General features: G+C 48.6%; 23 protein-coding genes. 16 read left to right on the forward strand and 7 right to left on the reverse strand.

What is annotated here, in order from left to right:
* Positions 1-229: 229 nt before the first annotated feature.
* Both fliE and NXS97_RS22230 read left to right on the forward strand, forming a co-directional pair.
* A complete protein-coding gene (fliE, locus tag NXS97_RS22225) occupies positions 230-541 on the forward strand; it encodes a flagellar hook-basal body complex protein FliE (RefSeq protein WP_013026173.1) in 312 nt (103 codons plus the stop codon).
* A gap of 842 nt (positions 542-1,383) precedes the next feature.
* The gene (locus NXS97_RS22230; RefSeq protein WP_147301587.1) at positions 1,384-1,674 is read left to right on the forward strand and encodes a hypothetical protein; all 291 of its coding nucleotides are present in this window, start codon (positions 1,384-1,386) and stop codon (positions 1,672-1,674) included.
* A gap of 291 nt (positions 1,675-1,965) precedes the next feature.
* Here the strand turns inward: NXS97_RS22230 and NXS97_RS22235 are convergent, their stop codons facing one another.
* Complete coding sequence (locus tag NXS97_RS22235) at positions 1,966-2,166, reverse strand: hypothetical protein (RefSeq protein ID WP_116219959.1); 201 nt, start codon at positions 2,164-2,166, stop codon at positions 1,966-1,968.
* 284 nt (positions 2,167-2,450) lie between these two features.
* Between NXS97_RS22235 and NXS97_RS22240 the strand changes: the two genes are divergently transcribed.
* Complete coding sequence (locus NXS97_RS22240; protein WP_013026170.1) at positions 2,451-2,717, forward strand: hypothetical protein; 267 nt, start codon at positions 2,451-2,453, stop codon at positions 2,715-2,717.
* Positions 2,718-2,755: 38 nt separating this feature from the next.
* Here NXS97_RS22240 and NXS97_RS22245 read toward each other — a convergent pair whose 3' ends face one another.
* Positions 2,756-2,995, reverse strand: a complete 240-nt coding sequence (locus NXS97_RS22245; RefSeq protein ID WP_013026169.1) for a DinI-like family protein — start codon at positions 2,993-2,995, stop codon at positions 2,756-2,758.
* 175 nt (positions 2,996-3,170) lie between these two features.
* Here NXS97_RS22245 and iraP point away from each other — a divergent pair, with 175 nt between their 5' ends.
* Positions 3,171-3,467, forward strand: a complete 297-nt coding sequence (gene iraP, locus NXS97_RS22250; protein ID WP_014605567.1) for an anti-adapter protein IraP — start codon at positions 3,171-3,173, stop codon at positions 3,465-3,467.
* A 135-nt stretch (positions 3,468-3,602) separates the two neighbouring features.
* Here iraP and NXS97_RS22255 read toward each other — a convergent pair whose 3' ends face one another.
* Positions 3,603-3,926 carry a DUF6388 family protein gene (locus NXS97_RS22255; RefSeq protein WP_014605568.1) on the reverse strand — a complete coding sequence of 108 codons (324 nt, stop codon included), beginning with the start codon at positions 3,924-3,926 and terminating at the stop codon, positions 3,603-3,605.
* 243 nt (positions 3,927-4,169) lie between these two features.
* On the opposite strand from NXS97_RS22255, the gene yedD reads away from it, so the two are divergent.
* Complete coding sequence (gene yedD / locus NXS97_RS22260) at positions 4,170-4,628, forward strand: lipoprotein YedD (protein WP_014593943.1); 459 nt, start codon at positions 4,170-4,172, stop codon at positions 4,626-4,628.
* 82 nt (positions 4,629-4,710) lie between these two features.
* Here yedD and amyA read toward each other — a convergent pair whose 3' ends face one another.
* From amyA to fliD, 4 genes are all read right to left on the reverse strand, one after another.
* Positions 4,711-6,192 (reverse strand): alpha-amylase, encoded by a 1,482-nt coding sequence (gene amyA / locus NXS97_RS22265; protein WP_014593942.1) that lies wholly within the window; start codon positions 6,190-6,192, stop codon positions 4,711-4,713.
* A gap of 104 nt (positions 6,193-6,296) precedes the next feature.
* On the reverse strand, positions 6,297-6,656 hold the full coding sequence (fliT, locus tag NXS97_RS22270; protein ID WP_013026163.1) for a flagellar protein FliT: 360 nt from the start codon (positions 6,654-6,656) through the stop codon (positions 6,297-6,299).
* Positions 6,656-7,066, reverse strand: coding sequence for a flagellar export chaperone FliS (fliS, locus tag NXS97_RS22275; RefSeq protein ID WP_014605569.1), 411 nt, complete (start codon positions 7,064-7,066; stop codon positions 6,656-6,658). Before fliS ends, fliT begins: the two co-directional genes overlap by 1 nt.
* Before the next feature lie 14 nt (positions 7,067-7,080).
* Entirely contained in the window at positions 7,081-8,478 is a 1,398-nt protein-coding gene (fliD, locus tag NXS97_RS22280) for a flagellar filament capping protein FliD (RefSeq protein ID WP_014593941.1), read from the reverse strand.
* Positions 8,479-8,731: 253 nt separating this feature from the next.
* Here fliD and NXS97_RS22285 point away from each other — a divergent pair, with 253 nt between their 5' ends.
* The 11 genes from NXS97_RS22285 (at position 8,732) to NXS97_RS22335 (ending at position 25,862) form a co-directional block, all read left to right on the forward strand.
* Positions 8,732-9,664, forward strand: a complete 933-nt coding sequence (locus NXS97_RS22285; RefSeq protein WP_105079421.1) for a flagellin — start codon at positions 8,732-8,734, stop codon at positions 9,662-9,664.
* A gap of 307 nt (positions 9,665-9,971) precedes the next feature.
* Entirely contained in the window at positions 9,972-10,904 is a 933-nt protein-coding gene (locus NXS97_RS22290; RefSeq protein WP_014593939.1) for a flagellin, read from the forward strand.
* A 353-nt stretch (positions 10,905-11,257) separates the two neighbouring features.
* A complete protein-coding gene (locus NXS97_RS22295) occupies positions 11,258-12,190 on the forward strand; it encodes a flagellin (protein ID WP_105079421.1) in 933 nt (310 codons plus the stop codon).
* Between the two features lie 864 nt (positions 12,191-13,054).
* Positions 13,055-13,960: a flagellin gene (locus NXS97_RS22300; RefSeq protein WP_259232802.1), complete on the forward strand. Its 906-nt coding sequence runs from the start codon at positions 13,055-13,057 to the stop codon at positions 13,958-13,960.
* A gap of 189 nt (positions 13,961-14,149) precedes the next feature.
* Positions 14,150-17,842, forward strand: coding sequence for a glycosyltransferase (locus tag NXS97_RS22305; RefSeq protein ID WP_028715248.1), 3,693 nt, complete (start codon positions 14,150-14,152; stop codon positions 17,840-17,842).
* Between the two features lie 125 nt (positions 17,843-17,967).
* Positions 17,968-21,423: a glycosyltransferase gene (locus tag NXS97_RS22310; protein WP_240678559.1), complete on the forward strand. Its 3,456-nt coding sequence runs from the start codon at positions 17,968-17,970 to the stop codon at positions 21,421-21,423.
* 85 nt (positions 21,424-21,508) lie between these two features.
* Entirely contained in the window at positions 21,509-22,654 is a 1,146-nt protein-coding gene (locus NXS97_RS22315; protein ID WP_013026154.1) for a DegT/DnrJ/EryC1/StrS aminotransferase family protein, read from the forward strand.
* A 404-nt stretch (positions 22,655-23,058) separates the two neighbouring features.
* Complete coding sequence (locus NXS97_RS22320; protein WP_116219779.1) at positions 23,059-23,709, forward strand: NeuD/PglB/VioB family sugar acetyltransferase; 651 nt, start codon at positions 23,059-23,061, stop codon at positions 23,707-23,709.
* 26 nt (positions 23,710-23,735) lie between these two features.
* Positions 23,736-24,839: an FkbM family methyltransferase gene (locus tag NXS97_RS22325; protein WP_014593935.1), complete on the forward strand. Its 1,104-nt coding sequence runs from the start codon at positions 23,736-23,738 to the stop codon at positions 24,837-24,839.
* Between the two features lie 34 nt (positions 24,840-24,873).
* Positions 24,874-25,110: a hypothetical protein gene (locus NXS97_RS22330; protein WP_013026151.1), complete on the forward strand. Its 237-nt coding sequence runs from the start codon at positions 24,874-24,876 to the stop codon at positions 25,108-25,110.
* An 8-nt stretch (positions 25,111-25,118) separates the two neighbouring features.
* Complete coding sequence (locus tag NXS97_RS22335) at positions 25,119-25,862, forward strand: SDR family NAD(P)-dependent oxidoreductase (RefSeq protein WP_019105012.1); 744 nt, start codon at positions 25,119-25,121, stop codon at positions 25,860-25,862.
* Positions 25,863-25,866: the final 4 nt, after the last annotated feature.

Here is a 25,866-nt window from a genome sequence, read left to right on the forward strand (position 1 = left end):
ATTCCTGCCTGACGTAATTGACCGGGTTAGTTGTGATGGCAAAACAGACTCCCTGACCTGCATAAATAAAATTTCCACTTCAATGCCTGGCATTATTTGATGAAACGCAAAATTCGATGGGTGAATAAGCCACGGTTTTTAGCGCCATTTAGGGGCTTTGTCTTATTGACAATGTGTTAACTTCTCCGCACATCAAAAATCTTCATCTCTTTTCAGTGAGGTAACAGCCATGTCAGTGCAGGCAATCGAGGGTGTTTTACAGCAGTTACAGATGACGTCGCTCCAGGCCAACAACAAGAGTAACGACGTCACCAGCCATATCGACTTCGGTGCGACCATGAAGGCCGCGCTGGATAAAATCAGCGAAACGCAGACTTCTGCACGCACCCAGGCGCAGGATTTCGAAATGGGTAAGCCCGGGATCGCGCTGAATGATGTGATGGTCGATCTGCAGAAATCATCCATCTCGATGCAGATGGGGATTCAGGTCAGGAACAAGCTGGTTTCGGCTTATACCGACATCATGAATATGCAGGTGTAGTCACGTCACTGACGGGGGAATATCAGGTTCGTGCAAGGTGGGCTTTGGGTTGTGGTAGAGCCAGGGCAGAGTGCGTGTTTGTGATAGGGCATCCAGCGCTGCTTTTTCTTATCCTTATTCCTTATCCACGCCGTCATACACCTGATAACCCCTCAGTGAAGGAGTTTGCCGCGGCTGACTGGCGAACAAATTCAAAAGTGTAAAGCGATAAAAACAGACTGACCGACCCCTATACTGGCCACTAAGCCGGTTAACTCACGTCTGGCAACCCGCCAAACGTACGCCTTAAAATTTATTGCCTCCGTAAGAGATAACCTTTATTTACATCACCTGTGCTATCGCAAAAAAAAAGAATTTTTATCCTGACTGGAATTAACGCGCCTGAGTGAAAACAATTATCCTTCACAGGGTTTTGTTTAATTTTCATTTAACTTCCAAACTATTTTTCAAGAGTGTTGCCGCGGTGTCTCGAACAGCAATATAAGGTTTTCTTCAGTTTCAATCCGATGACATCGCTGAGAACAGAAAGATATTTTTCGATAATAAATAAGAAGGGTCGCGGCGGTACGAATGAAAAATGGCTTGGTTTATTTAAACTCCTTTCGATAAAAACGCCGTGTTAATGTGGGTGGCGGTATAGAGGTAAGGCTGTGAACATGTTGCCTCATCCCGCAGTGAAGGCACCTCTGGCAGGGCGTGAGCAGTAAGCCAGGCACGGCCTGTCAGCATAAAGTGAGAATGAGCAGGTTTATAAGAAATAATATCTGATTAAAAGATTTAACTTTTTAAAACAAGTGCTCCGCGTTAATGTAATATCCTTGTTCACCCATCCTTTGGTTAAAATGAAATACTTAATTCAAACTCTGCTCGCTAACTCAAATAGCGGGGGGCAGATTAAATATGAGATTTATTCTGACGTTCAAGGCTCTGACTGTTTAAGCAAGATCCCTGAAGGCACATGCAGGGTGATTTCATATAAGCTGGTCAAGGGCTCTATTCAGTTACTGGATGACGATTTGGATTTGCAGGCGTTATTTGATGCTAACCGACCGGCGCAGGGCGTGTTTTATCCAGATGGGCCTCACCGGGTTAATCTTGAAATGCTGGTGGACTACCTTCATAAACAATCCTGAGTGACGGCGAGCCGTATTTACTTAAAAAGGCGTGATGGCATGCTAACGGGATGCAAACACATCGTTGCGCTTTTTTTTGGCTTTGTAATCTAAATTGCATGCCTCACTCTTCATGCATTTCCTGGCGATAAGGATTACGTCAGGCGAAGTTAAAAATGATACAGGTCTGTTACTGCAGGGACGATACGGATGTAAATATAGGGTATTCGATGACGTGCTTTTTAATGATGAGGCATTGATTGAGCAGGTAAAAGCATGCCCCGGCGCGGAACATGCTCGCGATAAAACCACTCAGGACGCTTTAAAAGGGTCTTTTTTATCATCCTGACTGTCATCATTTTTTCTCGGGACTTCCCCGTGATCCTTAGGTGCATCCTTAGCGGGATGATCGTCTTCCTCATAGGCATTACCTGCATTAGGTGCCGCTTCGGGTAAACCTTTGCTGACATCACCCTCATGTTTACGCTGTTCTTTACTGTTATGTGTATGCATGCTTCGCTCCTTTTTGAGTCTGTTAAGTCTAGTCCAGCTAAACCAGACCGTCACAATTCCCCTCAATCAGTGGGGCTCGCTCAAAAATGGGCACCCTTACTGATAGCGACTAAGCTTACGCATTGACGCTTTGCTTTCATGGTGCTCACTCATCCCCCGTCTTCCGCTCATGTCACTCACGCCAGTGAGTTCCGATTATTCCTAATGCAAAGTCGCTATATTGTTCTACCTTTAAATCTCCAGGCGACATTTTCATTGGATAAACAACCATAAGGAAACACAGCATGACTGATTCAATCGAAACCAAAAGCAAAACAGATTATCTGCGTGACGTGGCATCTCAGCTGAAAGAAATGCGTCACTATGCACAGACGAACACTGAGACGCTTTCTGCACATTGGTTAGCCTTTGACGCCGGCGAGTATAAAGATGAAGGAAACGCAGCCCGCATTGACGCGCTGCTGAACAAACAGGGTACGTTACTGGAAGATCTGGAGACGGCCATTCAGGATATCGAAATCGAAATTAACCACAGCGAGCAGGAGAGTTAAGCGATCCCCCGCTGACTGAGGCGGTGGCGGTTAACGGATTAATCAGCCACCAGCCAGAATTCTGCTTCATCAAACATCTCTTCCACGAGGCGCGCTATTGTCGCCTTCTCGTTCTTACTGAGATCGGTCTCTATCGCATTCCGCTCCATAGGCTTGACCTTAACCTCGATGTCAGGGAACACGCGATGCACCCGTTTCTCTAATTCTGCTAAAATCATCTCACGCGCTCCTGGCAGGCCCGCGACATTACGTTTATCGTAAATTAACTCTACAAACATGTTAACAATCCCTTAAGGGCAAAATCGCTTCGCCATTTTACTGTAAATAAAAACAGTATCAAGCTGATGTTTATCTTAATTCGTTTTTTCCGCGTCGCGTAGAAAAGCACCGTCATCTGGTTTACTCTGAGTGCGTTCACAACACTAAGTGCGCTCACTCACCAGGAGAAGTGCAATGCGACAATTGGTTATAGATATTCTGCTCAAACTAGCAAAAATGGATGTCGACGCTAAGGAACTGACTGCGCAGATAGAAGCACAGTCATTGTTGGTGGCAGCTTTATTGGTCCAGGCGAAACAAGATAACGCATTAACCATCTCCGAAACGGTTCAGGATGCGATAGTGACGGCTTCACGTTCATCATCTGAATTTATGCAGTCGGATATTGATTTACTGCTTACTCACATTAACCGGCTGCTGGCCGTCGCTAAGTATGTTGAAGTGAGAGGCAAAATGGCGCAGGAAGAGTAATGGCAAACGCTGGCGATAAGTGCGTTGTCTGTCGCCAGCGACGCCGAAAAAAGGAGAGGCTCAACGAACCGATCCTGATCATTAACAGGGCGACGAGATCCGCTGTATTTTCATTGTCCCGTTAAGACCTGCTCACTACAGTTCATTTTTAATACAGAATTCTTCCCAGCTCATTCCCAGTGATTCCGCATGCGATCTGAGATAACGTTCTATGGCCTCGGCAGCGACGGCTTTATCCGGCTCAGCCAGCTGGATCGAGAAAATCATACCATCAAGGTTCTTCTGGCGTAAAAAAGCCGCGTAGATGCGTTCAGCATGCCATTCACGTAGTTCACGCAGTGACATATTGGCGGCGCGGGCATCGCTCTCTGTGAGTTCGTCTAATGCTGCCTGGAAATCCGCGTGGGCGGTAAAAAACAGGGCGCGAGCCTCGGCGTAATAAGCTTCTGGAGTTTTCATTGCAGGTTTCCTGATAGGTAGTGCAGGGCGACAGTGTAGCCTGTTGCGTCTGGCTTGTCAGGCTAAGCAGGGCAGGATGAAAAACGGTCAGTTCGCGGTGCTGATATTGATAAATGTTGCCCGTGCGCGATGAAAGCGTCAGAAAATGCAGTTTTACGCTGAGGGCAGCATTCAGATAGCTTGCGCACCTTACCGTAAAAATTATAACGTAGCCGCCATTGACCGGATTTTAGGGATTAAAAAATGAAAAACTGGATGCTGATTGCCACTCTGGCGCTGAGTGGCTGCGCACAAATCAATAGTTATGAGAGTGCGGTGCAAACGCCTGCTCCGGCAAATTTGCAGGGTAACTGGCAGACAGTAGGGCCACAAAGCGATCTGATTAGCGATAAGGCGATTGCCAGTCTGATCGTCAATGCCGATGGCAGCACTCTGGATTGCCGCCAGTGGCAGCGTGTCATTGCAAAACCAGGCAAGCTGACGCAACTCAATGGCGATTATGTCAATGTGACGCGTCAGGTGCGGGTAATGCCGCTGGACGTCGATAACGGTGAGCTGGAATACGATGGTCTTACCCTGCGCAAGGTCGAAAAGCCGACCGTTGAATGCCAGAAAGCAGAGCAGGAAGTGGCAAAACAGCCTAATGCCGACGTTATTCAAAATATCGAGCCTGAAATTATGCGGCCGGCATTAGCAAAATAATTGGCTGAATGCGGTCCAGAGACCGCACTCAGCATAGTCACACGGGTGAATCAGTCAATCTGGTGGCGTTGGCAACCTCTGTTTATGCTTCAACAACCCAGACGCTCACGCTGCCACCATTACAGCTAAACAGCGCGCTGCCATTATCATCGGTGGTAATGGTCTCTGACTTATGCCCAAGATAGTCACGCCACACTTTTCCGGCATAGCCTTCGCCCATCGCAATATGTTTTTCTCCCGCCTCACCGTTTGACATGATCACCACGCAACCGGGCTTTTCCGCCGTGCCGCTTCGGCTAAAGGCTACACAGTTTGGATGATCGAAATAATCGGTTTGTGCGCCCCAGCCAAATAGCTGGCGGGCTCGGATCAGACCTTCGAGTTCGGGAATAACGGGCATATCGACCTGGTGAACGTCGCCATCACCGCCCTCATCCTGATAGCTGGCACCGAAAAGATCGGGATAGAACACTGTCGGTACACCTTGCTCACGTAATAGAATAAGCGCGTAAGCGAGCGGTTTAAACCAGGCTTCAACAGGGGCTTCCAGCGACTGTAACGGTTGCGTATCGTGGTTTGCGACGATGGTTACGGCATGCCAGGGATCGGCCAGAACCAGTGAGTTATCAAAGATTTTGCTCAAGTCGTAGGCGCTGCCCGCTTTAGAGGCCTGATGAAAGTTCATATGCAGTGGTGCATCAAAGAGCATCGTTTTGCCGTCAACCTGGTGGATATATTCCTGCAGTTTGTCGGTTTCAAAAGACCAGTATTCCGCCACGATAAATAAAGGTTCGTTGGCGACTTCCTGAACGTGGTCGATCCACGCTTTATAAAACCACGCCGGGATATGTTTTACGGCATCCAGTCGGAATCCGGTGCAGGGCACCTGTTCCATCACCCAGCGCGCCCAGTATTTAAGCTCTTCGCTTACGGCATTATTACGGAAGTCAATATTGGCACCCATCAGGTAATCGAAATTACCGAGCTCGCTGTCTACCTGGTCGTTCCAGCCCTCTGCGGTGTAATCGTTGATGATCTTAAAAACGCCATTTTCATCGGGGTTTTCAATATGATCGACACCGCTGAAACATTTATAGTCCCAGATGAATTTAGAATACTGTCCTGCCCGGGCAGGGAAGTTAAATCGTGTCCAGGCTTCACACTCTATAACATCAGGGTATATTTCATCGCGATTATCGGGATTAACCCGATTGACCCGAATCTGCTCTTTTTCGTCAGCGCCCATTTTATGGTTCACCACAACATCCAGCAGTACGCCGATATCGTGACTGCGTAACGCATTTACCGCATCCAGTAATTGCTGTTTATCACCGTATTTTGTGGCTTTACTGCCTTTTTGTTCGAACTCGCCTAAATCGAACAAATCATAGCTGTCATAACCCACCGAATAGCCACCGGATTCACCCTTATAACAGGGGGGGAGCCATACCATGTTGATGCCTATATCATTGAGCAGTGAGGCTTTTTCCGTAACTTCCGGCCACAGTTTGCTGCCATCGGGATAATACCAGTGGAAAAACTGCAATAGGGTTGGGTTGTGCATGACGCGTTTCCAGTCAGAGGAGAGGGAACTGGAAGTATGGGATAAGAGTGGAGAAATTACGCGGGTGAATTAAAAATATAGTTTCCACCCGCTAAAGCCGGGCTTTACTGCTCTTTAGGATAAAGAATATTGCCTGCCATATTACCGTAAGAGGTCATAATGTTCTGTTGCTGCGTTGACGTCGTGACCAGAGAGCGCAGCTCTTGCATGCGCTCACCTAATAAGGTTTTCAGCGTAGTTTCGTTATTGAGAATTTGCTCAAGTACGGGGCGAATCTGTGCCCGTTGTAACGCCGAAAGCACACCGGCATCGTTATCACGAGCCACACGCTCGACGCTGCTAACATAGGTGGATTCACAACTCAGTAATGCCTCCCATTGCCCTTGTCTGGCATTTTCCAGCATAGCATTACTGAGCGTGAGTAATTCCTGATACTCTTTTAGCAGCGCGAGTGGGTGACTCATTAAAACGTATCCTGCTGTGGCTGATAGTTAGGACCAATCTGTTTCCAGGCATCGGCGATGTTATTCAGCAAGCCTTCGACTTCTGCAATGGCTTCAACGTCATTATTGAGGTTGGCCTGTAACAAACGGCGGGTCATATATTCATACAGGTTATCAAGGTTGGCAGAAATCTCACCGCCTACTTCATGATTCAGGCCTGCACGTAAGCCATTAGTGATGATATTAATGGCTTTAGATAAGGCGTTTCCTTTACCCGGGATATCGCCTTGCTCAATTAAGATAGCTGCTTTTTTCATGGCGCTCAGCGCGCCATCAAACAGCATCACAACCAGCTGGTGCGGGCTGGCGCTTAACACCGCGCTCTCCACGCCGACCTGGGCATAGGCCTGGGTACCGGACTTAGCGTACATGCTTACCACTCCTGTTATAGTTTAGCGAACTGCTGGGTCAGATAGTTGCCGGTCTGCGTCATAGAGCTGACGAGCGTTGACAGGCTGGTGAACTGCGTTTTATAACGCGCCATCGTTGCAGCGATTTGGCTGTTCACATTGTCATATTGATCCGACAGCTTTTTCAGTGACGTATTAATGCCGTTGGTGGCATTTTGTACCTGTCCGTCGCTGGCCAGAATTTGTGTCAGCTTGTTATTGGTTTGGGTTGCAAAACCGGTGGTTTTACCGTCACCCGTCAAAAAGTTCAGAACATCTGTCGGCTGATTGGTCAGGGCGTTATTCAGCTTGGTGCTGTCTACGGTCAGCTTGCCGTTGACATCCTGCGTGATGCCGAGCTGTGACAGGGTGGTCAGGCTGCCGCCAGACTGTGCGCTGGATAACTGACTGCGCAGGCTGGTCTGAATATTACGCAGCGTGTTATCCCCTAACAAATCCCCATTGCCCGTACTCTGCGACTCACCCGCTTTAACGGCAGTGTATTTCGTTTGATTACCGATCGTGGTCTGCAGCGAATTGTACGCATCAACGTAGGCCTGAATCGCCGCGGTCATGGGCTGATTATCCGTGGCCACCGTTAAGGTTTCTGGCGTATTCGCTGCGGTGGTTTTCGTCAGGTTGAGCGTGACGCCTTCGGGGGCATCAGTAATGGTATTGCTGCTGCGTGTGATCGACACGCCGTTAATCTTTAACTGTGCATCTTTTGCGGCAACCTGTTCGGTCATCGCGTTACTGCTGCCGCCCTGACTGTAATTAATATACTGCGACAGACTGCCATCATTTGAGCTTACCGTCATGGCATTCGCCGTGCCGCTGTCACGCGCAGTCAGGGACAGATAATAGGTATTATCATCGGCTTTAATGATGCTCGCGTTGACGCTGCCTTGCTGCTTATTAATCGCATCGCGAATATCAGCCAGGCTGGTTTGATCCTTGGTCAGTGTCACGGTTAGCGGTGATTTTTGACCGGACTGCGAGATGGTAATGGTGCGTGAAGCCAGGCTCTGATCGCCCAGATCGGTATCTTTACTGGTGGCAGCTTTAGACAGCAGGGACTGAGAAGAGGCCAGCTGGCTCACTTCTACAGAATAGTTACCTGCGGAGGCTTTACTCGCCAGCGTGGCAGTAAACGCGGTGTTTGTGCTGGTCACTTTAGTGGCGGCAATAGTCGATGCATTTTGCAATGCCGCAGCAGCGGTCTGGAATTTTGACAGGCCTGTTTTCACCACGCCCCAGGCGGTAAGCTGGGCATTGTAAGAGGACTGTTGCTTAGTAATTGGCGTCAGCTTAGTCTGTTCAGCTGTTTCCAGACTCGTGTACAGAGTATTGAGATCGAGGTTAGTACCAGCACCGAGTGAACTTATACTTGCCATGGGTTAATCCTTTACGGGTTATACGCTAAGTAGATTGGGTATCGGCAGCGAGTGGCAAAAGATTAGCCTGTTTTTGATAAATTTAATGCGCCAATAAAGGACGCTTCTTTAATTGTCTTCGCGGATTTGCCTGCCAGAAAATTCCTGAAATTTTTCCCTAAAGGTTGCTCAGAGGCTGACGATAATCAGGTTGTCGGTGAGCAAACCGAATTCAGACGCCTTAATCTGGCTCAATTTTTAAAGGAAAAACATCATGGCAGTGATTAACACTAACACCCTGTCTCTGGTTACTCAGAACAACCTGAGCAAATCTCAGTCTTCACTGGGTACTGCGATTGAGCGCCTGTCTTCCGGCCTGCGCATCAACAGCGCAAAAGACGATGCAGCCGGCGAAGCGATCGCTAACCGCTTCAGCTCTAACATCAACGGCCTGACCGTTGCTGCCCGCAACGCCAACGACGGTATCTCTCTGTCGCAGACCGCTGAAGGCGCGCTGACCGAAGTCAACAACAACCTGCAGCGCGTACGTGACCTGACCGTTCAGGCACAGAACAGCTCTAACTCAGCGTCTGACATCGACTCGATTCAGGCTGAAGTTAACCAGCGTATGCAGGAAATCGACCGCGTCACCAAGCAGACCGACTTCAACGGCATCAAAGTGCTGAACACCGGTTCAGGCAGCAGCACCTACAACTTCCAGGTTGGCGCCAAAGACGGTGAAACCATCGGTATCACCATCAGCGCAAGCGACGGTTTTGACCTGGCCTCAGCCGGTCAGTCTGGTACCACCCAGAACACCCGCGCAATGACCTCGGGCGACACTGTAAACGGCAACGCGCGTACCACTTCAGCGATCGGTTTCGACGTGCTGAAAGGTGCCGTCACCGGTGGTACTGGTGGTGCAGCAGCAGGCACCACGCCGCTGGCCGATATCGATAAAGCGATCAAAGCGGTCGACAACCAGCGCAGCCTGCTGGGTGCGTCTCAGAACCGTTTTGAGTCCACCATCAGCAACCTGAACAACACCGTAACCAACCTGACCGCGGCCCGCAGCCGTATCCAGGATGCGGATTACGCAACGGAAGTGTCGAACATGTCCCGCGCGCAGATCCTGCAGCAGGCCGGCTCTTCTGTACTGGCCCAGGCCAACCAGGTTCCACAGACCATGCTGTCTCTGCTGCGTTAATCGCCGCAAAACCTGTATTAATAAAAACGCCCTCAGCAATGAGGGCGTTTTTTTTATTGCCGCGGCAGGCTGATCACAACCTCAACGGATTTAGGCGCGCGGTAAGGTATTGAACAGCGTTTTGAGGCTCTTTTTGTACGAAGTGATGTCCGCTTTAGCAGCACAGACTTAGGTTTTTACGGCAAAGTAATAAAAAAACGACACGAAGAATTAAAGTTTCAACCAGAGCGGGCGATAACAATATTGAAGGCGATAAAGCCGCAGGCCAAATACCTGACCCTGACTTTCTTATTAAAGGACATTCATCATGGCAGTCATTAATACCAATACCCTGTCTCTGGTTACTCAGAACAACCTGAGCAAATCTCAGTCTTCACTGGGCACTGCCATTGAGCGTCTGTCTTCCGGCCTGCGTATTAACAGCGCGAAAGACGATGCAGCCGGCGAAGCGATCGCTAACCGCTTCAGCTCTAACATCAACGGCCTGACCGTTGCTGCCCGCAACGCCAACGACGGTATCTCTCTGTCGCAGACCGCTGAAGGCGCGCTGACCGAAGTCAACAACAACCTGCAGCGCGTACGTGACCTGACCGTTCAGGCACAGAACAGCTCTAACTCAGCGTCTGACATCGACTCGATTCAGGCTGAAGTTAACCAGCGTATGCAGGAAATCGACCGCGTCACCAAGCAGACCGACTTCAACGGCATCAAAGTGCTGAACACCGGTTCAGGCAGCAGCACCTACAACTTCCAGGTTGGCGCCAAAGACGGTGAAACCATCGGTATCACCATCAGCGCAAGCGACGGTTTTGACCTGGCCTCAGCCGGTCAGACTGGTACCACCCAGAACACCCGCGCAATGACCACGGGCGACACTGTAAACGGCAACGCGCGTACCACTTCAGCGATCGGTTTCGACGTGCTGAAAGGTGCCGTTACCGGTGGTACTGGTGGTGCAGCAGCAGGTACCACGCCGCTGGCCGACATTGATAAAGCGATCAAAGCGGTCGACAACCAGCGCAGCCTGCTGGGTGCGTCTCAGAACCGTTTTGAGTCCACCATCAGCAACCTGAACAACACCGTAACCAACCTGACCGCGGCCCGCAGCCGTATCCAGGATGCGGATTACGCAACGGAAGTGTCGAACATGTCCCGCGCGCAGATCCTGCAGCAGGCCGGCTCTTCTGTACTGGCCCAGGCCAACCAGGTTCCACAGACCATGCTGTCTCTGCTGCGTTAATCGCCGCAAAACCTGTATTAACAAAAACGCCTTCAGTTATGAAGGCGTTTTTCATTTGTGTCATATAAATATTCTTCTCAAACGTGTTTGCTCCCGTTTTGCTTTTCCCTCATCCATTGCTTTTTGTGTCGGGCATTCATAGCCCAATGCGGAACAGCGCAATGGCCTTTATGTTGCTGATGAGGTTATTCAGCTACGCCTGAGATTCCATCTCAACAGGTTTTCCAACAGACGATTAAAAAAAACCGTGTCCTGCGTAAAGTTTTGCTCATGACGGGCGATAACAATATTGAAGGTGATGAAGCCGCAGGCCGAATCCAAACCCTGTAATTTTTATATAAAGGATAATTATTATGGCAGTTATTAATACCAATACCCTGTCTCTGGTTACTCAGAACAACCTGAGCAAATCTCAGTCTTCACTGGGTACTGCGATTGAGCGCCTGTCTTCCGGCCTGCGCATCAACAGCGCAAAAGACGATGCAGCCGGCGAAGCGATCGCTAACCGCTTCAGCTCTAACATCAACGGCCTGACCGTTGCTGCCCGCAACGCCAACGACGGTATCTCTCTGTCGCAGACCGCTGAAGGCGCGCTGACCGAAGTCAACAACAACCTGCAGCGCGTACGTGACCTGACCGTTCAGGCACAGAACAGCTCTAACTCAGCGTCTGACATCGACTCGATTCAGGCTGAAGTTAACCAGCGTATGCAGGAAATCGACCGCGTCACCAAGCAGACCGACTTCAACGGCATCAAAGTGCTGAACACCGGTTCAGGCAGCAGCACCTACAACTTCCAGGTTGGCGCCAAAGACGGTGAAACCATCGGTATCACCATCAGCGCAAGCGACGGTTTTGACCTGGCCTCAGCCGGTCAGTCTGGTACCACCCAGAACACCCGCGCAATGACCTCGGGCGACACTGTAAACGGCAACGCGCGTACCACTTCAGCGATCGGTTTCGACGTGCTGAAAGGTGCCGTCACCGGTGGTACTGGTGGTGCAGCAGCAGGCACCACGCCGCTGGCCGATATCGATAAAGCGATCAAAGCGGTCGACAACCAGCGCAGCCTGCTGGGTGCGTCTCAGAACCGTTTTGAGTCCACCATCAGCAACCTGAACAACACCGTAACCAACCTGACCGCGGCCCGCAGCCGTATCCAGGATGCGGATTACGCAACGGAAGTGTCGAACATGTCCCGCGCGCAGATCCTGCAGCAGGCCGGCTCTTCTGTACTGGCCCAGGCCAACCAGGTTCCACAGACCATGCTGTCTCTGCTGCGTTAATCGCCGCAAAACCTGTATTAATAAAAACGCCCTCAGTGATGAGGGCGTTTTTTTATTGCCTGAAAACATGATGTCTTCATGGCTGTGGGTGAAAAAGTGAAACGCTTGCTTGAATGTTAGAGGGATTCATACGGCATTTCACGTCGGTGAGTCTCTGGCAGGTCAGCTCACAGCGTTGAGTATCGAACGCTGACGTAAGGGAATAGACAGAAATATGCTGCGTTGAGGGCCTGGGCTAAAACAGGTGCATATCCTGATGCTGATTCGTTCCTGAAAGTGGTTCTGGCAGGCACGGCTATGACATCTTGCGTTATATCCGTTCATGTTCAGGCCGACTGGCTTTTAAAAGGGAAGCGGTTTGACATGAGATGATGAATAGTAATTATTAACGCAATGTTATTATCACGCCTTTCTGGGAATGGATTATTGAAGATGGAATGCTGAAACAGGTTGCCCGAACAGGCACTGAGATATCACGATGTTTCTTTATTGCAGAAATAACATTTTGTCTCGGTGGTGGCATCATATTAAAGCGGAGACACTTTTCAATAAAACCAGTAAGTGAAAGGTTTTAATACGGAATAAATAGGCGAAAAAATATAACCGCCTATTTAATAACGTTTTTTAATACAGGGGAAAGTGAGCAGGGGAGCGCCTGCTGCCAGGAATACGGTAAGTTTACGCTTCAGTACGTCCCGACCTTGACCTGGGAAGCCTTTTGTAAACAAATTTCAGTTGTCCTCTTTGGTAAAAAAAAAGACTAAAGCATAAAGTTTTAAGCCAGGGGGGCGATAACAATATTGAAGGCGATGAAGCCGCAGGCCAAATCCGAACCCTATAATTCTTTTATGAAGGATAATTATTATGGCAGTTATTAATACCAATACCCTGTCTCTGGTTACGCAGAATAACCTGACCAAATCTCAGTCATCACTGGGTACTGCGATTGAGCGCCTGTCTTCCGGCCTGCGCATCAACAGTGCAAAAGATGACGCAGCGGGTCAGGCGATTGCCAACCGCTTCAGCTCTAACATCAACGGCCTGACCGTTGCTGCCCGTAACGCCAACGACGGTATCTCGCTGTCACAGACCGCTGAAGGCGCGCTGACCGAAGTCAACAACAACCTGCAGCGCGTACGTGACCTGACCGTTCAGGCACAGAACAGCTCTAACTCAGCGTCTGACATCGACTCGATTCAGGCTGAAGTTAACCAGCGTATGCAGGAAATCGACCGCGTCACCAAGCAGACCGACTTCAACGGCATCAAAGTGCTGAACACCGGTTCAGGCAGCAGCACCTACAACTTCCAGGTTGGCGCCAAAGACGGTGAAACCATCGGTATCACCATCAGCGCAAGTAACGGTTTCAACCTGTTCAATACCTCTGGTGCGACGTCTCAGACTACAGGTCAGACTATCAATGGCAACGCCCGTACTACCGCTGCAGAAGGCTTTGACGTACTGAGCGGTACCGTAACAAGCGGTGGCAGCACTGATGGTGCGCCGCTGGCCGATATTGATGCTGCCATTAAAGCAGTCGATAACCAGCGCAGCCTGCTGGGTGCGTCTCAGAACCGTTTTGAGTCCACCATCAGCAACCTGAACAACACCGTAACCAACCTGACCGCGGCCCGCAGCCGTATCCAGGATGCGGATTACGCAACGGAAGTGTCGAACATGTCCCGTGCGCAGATCCTGCAGCAGGCCGGTTCTTCTGTACTGGCCCAGGCCAACCAGGTACCACAGACCATGCTGTCTCTGCTGCGTTAATCGCCGCAAAACCTGTATTAATAAAAACGCCCTCATTTCTGAGGGCGTTTTTTTGCTTAATCGCTTTAATTAGCCCGGTTTACTGTAGCTAATGTCCCGCTAAGTTAGTCGCTTACACTTCTACAATAGTCTGATATGGGTGATCTATGTGCGTGCAGATTTTGCTGATGCACAACCAGAGGATATCAGATGAGCAGGCTTTTAATTAGCATCGACAGATTCGAGCACTTTTCCATTCACGTTAATGAAGCGCTCGATATCATTGATGTTTTTTTGTCCTTAGGATGGCAGGTTGACGTCGTTACCAGTACGTACGGTAAGACGGTGTCATTTGAACTGGAAAGGCTCAGACAGAATCCAGACTTTCGCATCATCAGCGAAAAGCTGGGCACTTTGGCCGATGAGTATGGGCTTATCCTGGTTTACAAAGGTTTTTTTAGCCAGAAACTCCTGTCTTCTGTTGGGTTATTTTCCAGAACCGCGCCCGTTATTTTCCGGCATTTTTACGACTATCACGATGTTTATATGCCATGGGGCGTTGAGCTTGAGAATCAGCTTGCTTCACTCTCTCTCAGCCTGTCGCCGGCGATCTCTGAGCGATTACTCCAGAACGGCCTTCTACCCGGTCAGGTAGAGGTTTTACCCTATACTTTCTCCCCTGCATTCAATGCATTCGGGCAGCGTAGGATTCGCACAGAATTGAAAAAGGTGCTTTATTTTGCGCCTGATATTTCTGCCGAAATGTATGAACTGCAGCAGCAGCTCAAAGCACAAGCAATTAGCCTGGAATGGTTCGATTGCAGCCAGCCTGTTAGCCGTATTGAGCCTGAGTGGCTCAATAATTATGATGCCGTTATCGGTAGTGATGAGATTGTGGCGAAATCACTCATCCTCGGTATTCCTGTGTTTCTCGCCTCTACAAATTATGTTGAAGGCTATTTAGGCGAGCATAATTTTAGTGAGTTCGATAAATCACATTTTACTGTCGTTAACCTGCAGTTTTGTCCTGATGCGGATGAATGGATTGAATTACTCAAACGTGGCTTCAAGGATGCACTGCAGTGGACGCTTGCAAATGAAGACCGCTTCCGGAATCAGTGGGACCTGTCTTGTGCCATCGACAAAATCATTAGCCTGCCACTTGTAGCCAAAAAATGGTCCATGGATGAACGCGCGCATCACGCTTTGCGTTTCCATAGCCAGTCAGTGTTGTCATGGGTAGACAAAAACTATTCTATAGAGCAGTGGCTTAAAGAGAGGCGTATTACGGACGCCCGTCGGGCAGCATTACTCTCGTTTATTGGAGCCGTTCCAGAAAGTGGTCACATCGGCGTCGTCATCGTTAATGAAAAAGGCAACGCAGCTGACTGCAAACGTTCTCTGGCTGCGGTCAGGGAGCAAACACTGCCGCCCTCGACAATAAGCTTATTAAGCGATGATGATGTCGTTTTAGATGAAGGAACTTTTGCGCGATGTGAAAAGGGCTGGCTGGCTGAACTTAACCACTTGCTCAAAGACACAAGTGCGCCTTCCGCATTTATTGTTGTCATGGCGGGAGATGAGCTTTTACCGGATGCCTTGTTGCTCATGGCTGAACACCGTTTGCGCTATCCGGATACCGCCTTCTGGTATTGCGATGAGAGCTTTAACGATGAAAACAATGAACCCGGCGTCATACTGCGACCCGCGCCTAATATCGATCTGTTAAGAAGCACGCCTTACGTGGGCCGCACGCTGATGTTTGACAAACATAAGGCGCAGGCAGCAGGGGGGATCACCGATGAAATGAATCCCCTCGGACTTTATCAACTTCTTTGGCAATGCATTGAACAGCAAGGGCCGGGTGCACTTGGTCATCTGTCAGAAGTGGTGGTAAAGAGCAGTAAAGATAACGGCCGCTGGTTCGAGGAAAGCCATTACAGCGCAGCCTATCAGGACGTTGTTAAAGCACATTTACAACGTTTAGGGATTACGGCATCACTTGACGCCGGGATGAATCTGGGCACGATGCGGGTGCGTTATCACTGGGATGCTAAACCGCTGGTTTCAATTATTATTCCCACCCGCGACCACGCCGCCTTATTACGTACCTGTATTGATACGTTGATGGAGAAAACGCGCTATCCCTATTATGAATTGCTGATTGTTGATAACCAGTCAGTGGACGAACAGGCGTGTGCATTTCTTAACGATCTTGAAAAATTAAATATCGAACAAATCAAGGTCCTACGCTACGACGCGCCGTTCAACTTTGCAGCCATAAATAATCGTGCTGCGGAACAGGCACGAGGCGACATACTGCTGTTTCTCAATAACGACTGCCAAATTACCCATCCGGACTGGCTTGATGCACTGCTCGAACATGCCTTGCGTCCGGAAATTGCCTTGGCGGGCGCTCGTCTGGAGTATCAGGATGGCCGGATACAGCATGGCGGCTTTCTGCTCGGCGTACAGAATGGTGTAGACAGCCCCTGGGATGGGGTTGATGGTGAAGCCAGAGGCTTCCAGCGTTATCTGCAAACTGAGCACAACCTGGCCGCGGTAAGCGCATCTTGCATGATGGTTCGCAAATCGGTCTTTTTTAGTCTGGGTGGATTTGCTGAACAAGAGTATCCCCTGTATTTCGCGGATGTTGATCTGGGCCTACGCGCTTTACAGCAAGGTTACCTGAACGTCTGGACACCATGGTCGCGCGTTCGTCATATGGGCGGAGCAACCCGACTGATGACGGAAAAATTCCATGTGCAGGAAAGACCTTTTCTTCACGATTACAGCAAGCTTCGCAGCCAATGGCGATCGATGCTCTTGCGGGATCCCAGCAATAATCAACAAATGCAGCGGGCAGGTAAAGCGTTCACGCTTGGCGCAGGAACGGCGCGTTTCCAGCAGCCGTTACCGGGGCGCCCCTTGCCGGTTGTGTTAGCGCATCACGTTGACTGGCAGGGATGTGGCAATCACCGTATCGTCCAGCCATTTAAAGCGCTGGAAAGTAATCTGCTGTTAGAAGGCGGTATGACCCAGCAGATTCCCGGCGTCATGGAAGTGGCGCTTCTGCAACCAGACATCATTTTGCTGGAGTCATTAAGTGGAAGCCGCTTCCCTTCAATTATGAAGCAGTATCGGGACGTCAGCGACGCGAAGATCGTGGTGGAATATGATGATTTCCTGCTGAACGTGCCGTTAAAAAATGGCAACCGCAACCACTTTCCCCAGCAGATCGTCAAAAATCTTCGCAAAGTGATGGAGTCCGCAGACTGGGTTGTCGTTTCCACGGCGCCACTGGCTGAGGCTTACAGCCGCTTTCACGCCGATATACGGATCGCGCAAAACCGACTGGCGGAAGCACAGTGGGGGCACTTATTGAGTCAACGTGGTGTCGGGCGTAAGGTGCGTATCGGCTGGGCAGGCGGCAGCACGCACACGGGCGATCTGCAAATTTTATTGCCAATTATCAAGGAGCTGGAAGATAAGGTTGAATGGGTGTTCATGGGGATGAAGCCCCGGGGCGTTCACTGCGAATTCCATCCAGGCGTGCCTTTTGAGATGTATCCAGAAAAACTCGCCAGCCTCAACCTGGATCTGGCGCTGGTTCCTCTTGAAATCAACCAGTTTAATGAATGCAAAAGTAACCTTAGGCTGCTGGAGATTGGCACCTGCGGCGTGCCCATTATCGCGACCAGTATCGAGCCTTATCGCTGTGGATTGCCTGTGACCCTGGTTGAAAACCGGTTTAAAGACTGGATGGGCGCTATCCGCTCGCACTTAGGCGACATGGAGGCCACTTATCATCTGGGCGATCAACTTCGCGCGGCGGTCCATCAGGACTGGTATCTGCGAGAGCATGGACTGAATGAATGGCAAAAGGGTTGGTTAACGCAGTAGCGTTTGAACATCCGAATAAACAGGCACCGCGTTATCGCCAATGACAGAGTCAGCAAGCGTCATTGTGCTTTAGGTGCCTTCAATATCGTTAACAGTGTTACCGCGCCGTACAGGTTGAAACCAGAATGGATAAATTTACCTACCCTTACTTGTTATTGTCCCCTGATTATCGTGAATCTTCACTGGGTATTCAGGTCATGCATCGACTCTGTCATATGATAAATGAGCAAGGCGGTAAAGCCTGGATGGTGAACTGTGAAGTTAATCCTGAATGGAATACGCCGCGCCTGGACGAAAAACAATGGAATGATATTCAGAATAGTGGCCAACCCTGGATAGCCGTTTATCCAGAAGTTACCTCCGGAAATCCGTTATCTGCCCCAGTTAGTGTTCGTTATATGCTGAACAGGGAAGGGATCATCATGAAAAACAGGCTGGAAGCCGGCCCAGACGATCTTTTTTTCTGGTATCGCAGTGAATTTGCAGAGAAAGCCGTTAATCCTGAAATTCTGTGTCTTGAAGCTTACGATCTTGATGTGTTCCGTGACGATAATCCGCATAAAGATTTGCACGTTCTTTATTTGAATCGCATCCCGAAATCGGCTGTTGATTTCAGCCAGCTTCCAGCAGACATACAGATTTTGTCAATGGAAAATCCGCTCACCCTGTCGGAACTTGCACAGTTACTAAAACGGACCAACGTTCTCTACTCTTATGAGTCGTCTGGAACCTGTGCGCTGGCGATTTTGTGCGGAAGCCCTGTTGTAGCACTGAGGGCTGCAGGCTATGAGCACCTTGCTATCAATACGATCACGATACGTGATAATGATGGTGCTGGTATCACGCTAGAAAACTCAGCGGAAGGGATTGCCCGTGCGCGTCAAACCCTCGGCAAAATGCGGGAAAATATATTGGCGCGCCGGGAGACGGGGCAGCGTCAGTTTGAGCGTTTCGTCGCATTGACGCAACAGCAGGCCGCGCAAAAGGATGCAGAAAAACAGCAACACAGTTTGACCCACTGGTTACAGCATCGCAGCGTGCCGCAAACATTATGGCCGGCAACACCTGAGAACATCCCCCGCTTACTGATTGTTATACAGCAGCATGAGGGCGGTGACATACAGCAAACACTTAATACTTTGCTGCCTCAATTTGAACACGCTATTGGCAGTCAGATAGTGATAGTTTCCTCTGATTCAGCTAATACTAAACCGAACTCGCCCTTAAATTATTGCCCTCCTGAACGTTTACTGTCCGTCGTTAACAGCCTGGCAGAGCAAAACGCATTTGACTGGGTTCAGTTCATTCCCGCGGGATGTGATTACAGTGCTCAGGGTATAAGACTGGCTATTGATGCATTACAGGATATCCATCATCTGGCCCTGGTCTATGCCGACGAAGCGATTAAAGAAGTCAATGGTGTGCTGAGCCCGCACTTTAAACCTGCTTTCAATCTGGATCTTTTTTTAAGCGCCCCACATCTCTATTTGCAACGCGGCTTCTTTCATCGTGAAGCCCTTATGGCCATTGGCGGTCTGGACACCGACTATCAGCGTTGTTTTGAACTTGATGCGATTTTAAAGCTACTCATTCGGTTTGATATTGGCGCTATCGGACATTTATCGGATGTCATAGCGCTGATACCGAAAGAGGTCTGCACTGCTACTGCGTCTCAAGAGCAACAGCAACTGCTTCAGCGTTACCTTTTGCAGAGAGGATTTGATCAGGGAAGTGCTACTGCTCAGCCAGGCAAACCGTGGCAGATACAATATGGTAGGAACATCACGCTCTCACTGTCAGTGATTTTGGTAGCGGGAGATAATTTGCCCGCTCTCCAGCGCTGCTTCACTACACTTTATCAGCAAATGCCAACCCAGGCATTTGAGATGCGCGTTGTCGTTCAACCGCACACGTCTGACGAGATTCGAGCCTGGCTCGACTGGCTGGTAAAAAACAATACGGCCGTAATCCACATTGTTGAAAGCCATGAAAGGTCAGACATGATGGCGATTAACAGGGCGAGTCAGCATGCAACGAGTGAATACCTGCTCTTGCTCAATGCCAATACCGCCTTCGTCAGCAGTACCTGGTTTACGGGACTGGTAAACCACGCTCTTCGTCCAGAAGTCGGTTGCGTGGCGCCACAACTGATCAATTTTGATAATCAGATAGTCTGTGCGGGTTATCTTTTAGGGATAAATGGCCTTGCTTTTCCGATGGGATATGGTGAGAACTGGGGCCGTGCAGGTAACCTTTCGCGGCTGCTCAGCGATTGCGATTATTCGGCACTGAGTAAAGATTGTTTACTGATCCGCAACAGCCTGTGGCAACAAACTGGCGGATTTGACACACAGTTTACTCAGCCCTTGTTAGCCAGTCTTGACTTAGGGCTGCGCATTCGCGAAACCGGGCATCTATCGATCTGTACGCCTTACAGTGTGGTAGCAAAAGATCATGTCATCACAGGCTATCCGTCCGAGTGTTTGCCTCAACCTTCATCAGAACTCACTCTTTTTTACCAACGCTGGTTGGCGGTTATTGCCCAGGATCCCGTTTACAGCCTTGGGTACAGCTTGAGTCAACGGCTCTTTCAGCCAGATACAACGTTGAGTGCCAGCTGGAATCCGTTGCATCACCACGGCGTACCTAATGTGGTCTTGATTGTCGGTGGGCAACAAGATGCTACTGTGCAACGTCTGATTTTAACGCTGGAAATGCTTGCGTCAGCGTGCGCACTTCATTTATTACTGCTTGAACGTGTTCCAACGGCACCTGAGTTGTACAGATTAAAGCCCGATGTGCTGCTGATCGCGGGAGAAGTGAATAACGATCTTTGCCAGTGCGTAAAACAGTTCAAACAGCATAGCGCCTGCCAGATAAGCTATGCCCTCAGTGATGACATCAACAGATTTAATCTCAAAATTCTATTTGAAAATGAACTCATCAGCACCTGGCTGACGTCAAGTAGCGCTTATGTCAATTGGCTCAAAAAGCGGCATAAAATGGCCGTTATTCTGCCTAATATTCTTTCAGAGCAATGTCATGATAGAGAAAACCAGCAACATAGCGCAAAACCGCGTGTGCTTTGTATCACCCATTATCTGGAAGAAAAAGATTGCCAGCTGCTTGATGCTGCGATTGTAAGTTATTCAGACCAACTTGACTGGATAATACTGGGCGACTCGCCCAAGGCGTGGTTGCCCTATATTGCTGAAACACATCGTTATTTTGATGAGCGTCGTCTGGTTAAGCAACTGGCATCGCTTTCGATTGATTTCGCTGTCGTACCGCGAAGTAGCATTGATGAAAACCGTTTTAAAGATAATTTTTGCCTGATGCAGTTAGCCGCGTGCTCAATTCCAGCTGTAAGCAGTGATGTGCCTTCTTTAGCGTGTTCACTACCGGGCTGGAAAGTTAAAAACAATGCAGATGCCTGGAAAAAGGCGATTCATTTGCGATGTGAGGCGCCAGACGAAACCATACAGACTGCAAGCCAGTTACAGGCCTCACTTTCTGCGCTTATCGACAGCGAGGACGCTAAAGCGTGCTGGTTTAAAGCATTAGGGTTGAGCAAAAAATAACGGATAACAAGAACCTGTGCCACAGCGGTAAGTCAGCGAGGCGGGTTCTTTATATGAAGCAAAATTAACAGCGGGTGCTTACAGTATGCAAAATAATGGCCAATCGAAAAATGTACTCGTAACAAGCCCGCTTTTGCCGCCGCTTGAAGAGTTTTTACCCTATCTGGAACAAATTTGGCAGAGCAAACAGCTAACGAATGGGGGGCCTTACCATCAGGAGTTAGAAAAAGCGCTCGCCGAGTATCTGGGTGTTGAACATATTTGCCTGTTTGCTAACGGTACACTTGCGCTGGTCACCGCCTTACAGGCGTTACGTGTGACGGGGGAAGTGATTACGACACCCTATTCATTTGTTGCGACATCACACTCGCTTTTGTGGAACGGCATTAAGCCCATTTTTGTCGATATTGATCCTGTCACCTGCAACATGGACCCGGCAAAAATTGAGGCCGCCATTACACCTAATACCAGTGCGATTCTTCCCGTTCACTGCTATGGCATTCCTTGCGATGTAGAGGGTATTCAGCGTATCGCGGACAATTATGGCTTGAAGGTGATCTACGATGCTGCTCACTGTTTTGGCGTTAAGCAGGATGGAGTAAGCGTTCTGAATCATGGTGATTTATCTATCCTTAGTTTCCATGCCACTAAAGTATTTAACACATTTGAAGGTGGGGCGATCGTTTGCCCTAATGCAAGTGTTAAACGCCGCATCGATTTTCTTAAAAATTTCGGTTTCGCTGACGAAACTACGGTAGTGGCTCCGGGTATAAACGGCAAAATGAATGAAGTTCAGGCCGCATTTGGGTTGTTACAGCTCAAGCATCTTGATAATGCATTTGCTCGTCGGGCTGATGTTTACGAAAAATATGTCGCGGCATTGGGTTCGGTGGAAGGGCTGTCGTTCAGTCATCTTCCGCAAGGATTAACATGGAACTACTCATACTGTGCCGTGTTTATCGACGAGCAGTATTTTCCAATGAGCCGCGATGCGCTGTATCAATTATTTAAGCAACAAGATATTTATGTTCGTCGCTATTTCTACCCACTCATTTCAGAATTTCCAATGTATAAAAGTTATGCTTCATCACATCCTGGCAATCTGCCTGAGGCAACGCGCCTGTCTCATCAGGTGCTTTGTTTGCCGATACATCCGAGCCTCAGTGTCGACGATCAAAACAAAATTATTGAGATCATCCTGTCTGTTAGCCAGATGAAAACGGTGGCCTGATTCAGCAGCAGTTATGGATGTTAATAAATAAACATGCCAGAGGTGCGCGTATCTGGCATGTTTGTCTCCTTTACCCCAACTGAGCAACAGGGCCGGCTGGAGATTAGATACCTACGTCCAGACTATTTTTAAAGGGGACAGACAGAACGTTGACCCTCTTTCTCACATGCCAGATGCGACAGCACAACACCATTTTCTGAGCAGCACGATCATTCTGTTCAGCATCACAGCACTCTTTCCCCAGCCTTTTCAGCAAAGCCATGCATTGACTACCTGCTTTTCACTGCCTCCTGAATTATTCAATGTCTTAATTAACGACAGAAAACGTACGGTATTCCCAGCCAGAAACTTGAATCTGGTCTGGTAAATTAGTGCTATTCAGTTTGAGTTAGGTAAAGCAGACAGTGAAATTAGCGATCTATGGTGCGGGTGGACTGGGAAGAGAAGTCTTACTTCTTGCTCAGCAGATTGAAAAACAGGCTCATCGTTGGGATGGTCTGATTTTCATTGATGATATTTCGCCCAATCGTGATGTTAAAGGTATCCCGGTTGTTAGTTTTGACCAGGCGCTGACGCAGCACATTGAAGTGGTTATTGCGGTGGGCGAGCCGTTACTCCGTGCGCAACTCGCTGATAAAACTGCCTCTCATCACCTGGCACTTGCCACGCTTATTCATCCCGATGTTACCGTTACCGAATGTACCCGCGTTGGGCCTGGTTGTGTGCTCGCAAAAGGCGTTTATCTTTCCTGTGATGTGACGCTTGGCAGTAACGTTTATATGCAACCTAACGCCAGCGTGGGGCACGACGCTCAGGTGGGCGATCACGTTGTGATATCTACGTTTGTTACGACTGGTGGCAATGTCGTGATCGGCGATCGCGTATTTATTGGCATGAGTGCGGTCTTACAGCAGAAAATTACTGTAGGTAATGACGCTATTATCGGTATGGGTGCGGTCGTCTTTAACGATATCCGTGAAGAAGGTATTGCGTTGGGGAATCCAGCTCGGGTGATGCGCAATAATGATGAAAAGCGGGTTTTTAAATCACTGTGAACTGCGCTACAGACTCTGAGGTAAGAATGAATTTTTTGTCAGAAATTACAGAACGAGAACACTATTTTTTATCTGCTATCGCGCGGTTCCGCAAAAATGGCCTTCCTGTTGTGCTTTGCGGTAATGGGTATGTCGCCAATGTTTTTAAGAAATTTTTAGATAAGCAGGGTGTGAGTTTATATTGCTCAGCGCTAACGCTTGAGTATATGCCTAACGAAAAACATGAACACATTGAAGTCCGCGCTATTGAAGAGCTGGTTGACCTACCCCAGCGATTTAATTATATAATTGGTTTTCAGACCTGTACTGATTTTTTGATAGAAAAGCTACAAAAAAATGCTGAAGAATTGATAATTTGTGATCCTTCTTCAATCGAAATGTTCAGTGCAGGCATGATTGATTACGATTTTTGTTTTGATAATCGTGACAGCCTTCAGGCTTTATACGACTCGTTCGGTGATGATTTTTCACGGAAAACATTTACAGCTTACCTTAATCAAAGAATTTGCGGTCAGGTTGGTCATCTACTCCCTTATCATAGCGATAATGCTTACTTTAATGATGAACTCGTGACACTTGGGAACGATGAGATTTTTGTTGACTGCGGTGCTTATGATGGCGATACAGTCCTTTCGTTTGTAAAGAATTTACGCGAACTCAACCTTGCACCAGCGAGAAAAATTTATGCATTTGAACCTGACTCAAAAAACTTTAAGAAATTGGTGAGCAATACTAATCATCTGTCAAATGTTTCGTGTATTCATTCTGGCGTGTGGTCGAAGAATGACGAACTGAGTTTTAATGAAAGTGGTGACCAGAATTCAGGGATTGTTGAAGGGGGCAGTCATCATAAAATTTCAGTCTCGAGTATTGACCGTGTTGTAAATGATGAACCTGTTACATTTATAAAGATGGATATTGAGGGTGCTGAACAGCAAGCGCTTAAAGGTGCCGAGGCCACGATTTTAAAGCATAAACCATTACTTGCACTTAGCTTTTATCATCGGCTGGACGACTTGTTTATTATCCCGTCCTACATTAAAGCTTTGCATGACGACTATCGTTTTTGTTTGCGTTGGCATCACCGTAAATATGCATATGACCTTGTTCTTTACGCCTTGCCATATTAACAAAGTACGCTAAAAAGATAATGAGAGAAATACTATGTCTAATATCGAACGTTACAATGCTATTTTTGTAGAAACCTTTGAAGTCGATGCATCCATCCTGCCGGATTACAAATATCAGGATACACCATCCTGGGATTCCGTTGGGCACATGAGCATGATCGCCGCACTCGAAGATACCTTCGATATCATGCTGGATACCGAAGATATTATTGCCTTCTCTTCCTGGTCTGAAGGCAAAGAAATCCTGAAAAAATACGACGTAGAATTATAGGAGTTATTATGCTTCTTGCTGGAAAATGGGCAGTCATAACGGGATGTCTGCAAGGTATCGGCAAGGCAACGCTTGCGACGTTCGCCGCGTCAGGCGCATCAGTTTTTGCCTGTTGCCAGCATGAAGATCCTGATTTCATGTTTTTCATCAAGCAGTTAATGGATGAAAACGACGTTGAGATTGTCCCTGTTTATTTTGATTTACTGAGTGATGAGTCGGTTAAGGCCGCGGCACAACAGATTCAGAAAGCCAAAAAGCCTGTTGAAATATTAATTAATATTGCCGGTGCTAATTTTGATGCGCTTTTTCCCATGATGACGAACGAGCAACTTCATAAAACATTTAGCATCAATTTGTTTTCTCAGCTTGTGTTTACCCAATACATCACGCGTCTGATGCTGCGTAATAAAAAAGGCAGCATCGTTAATATTTCCAGCATTTCAGCACTTGATGGAAATGTCGGCCAGTTGGCGTATTCCGCTTCAAAAGCGGCGTGGTTAGCAGCAACGAAAACACTCTCGGCGGAGCTTGGTCCACAGGGTATAAGAGTGAATGCCATTGCGCCGGGCGTCATCAGCACGCAAATGACGTCAACATTACCGACAGAGGTCATGGCGCGTCAGATGGCCCGCTGCGAATTAAAACGTCCCGGACTGCCTGACGAAGTTGCCAATACATTGCTATGGCTTGCATCCGATAATGCAAGCTATGTAACAGGACAGGTCATTCGTGTCGACGGCGGAATGGGTTGAGGGC

Source organism: Pantoea sp. B623 (genome assembly GCF_024814475.1).
Classification (GTDB): Bacteria; Pseudomonadota; Gammaproteobacteria; order Enterobacterales; family Enterobacteriaceae; genus Pantoea; species Pantoea ananatis.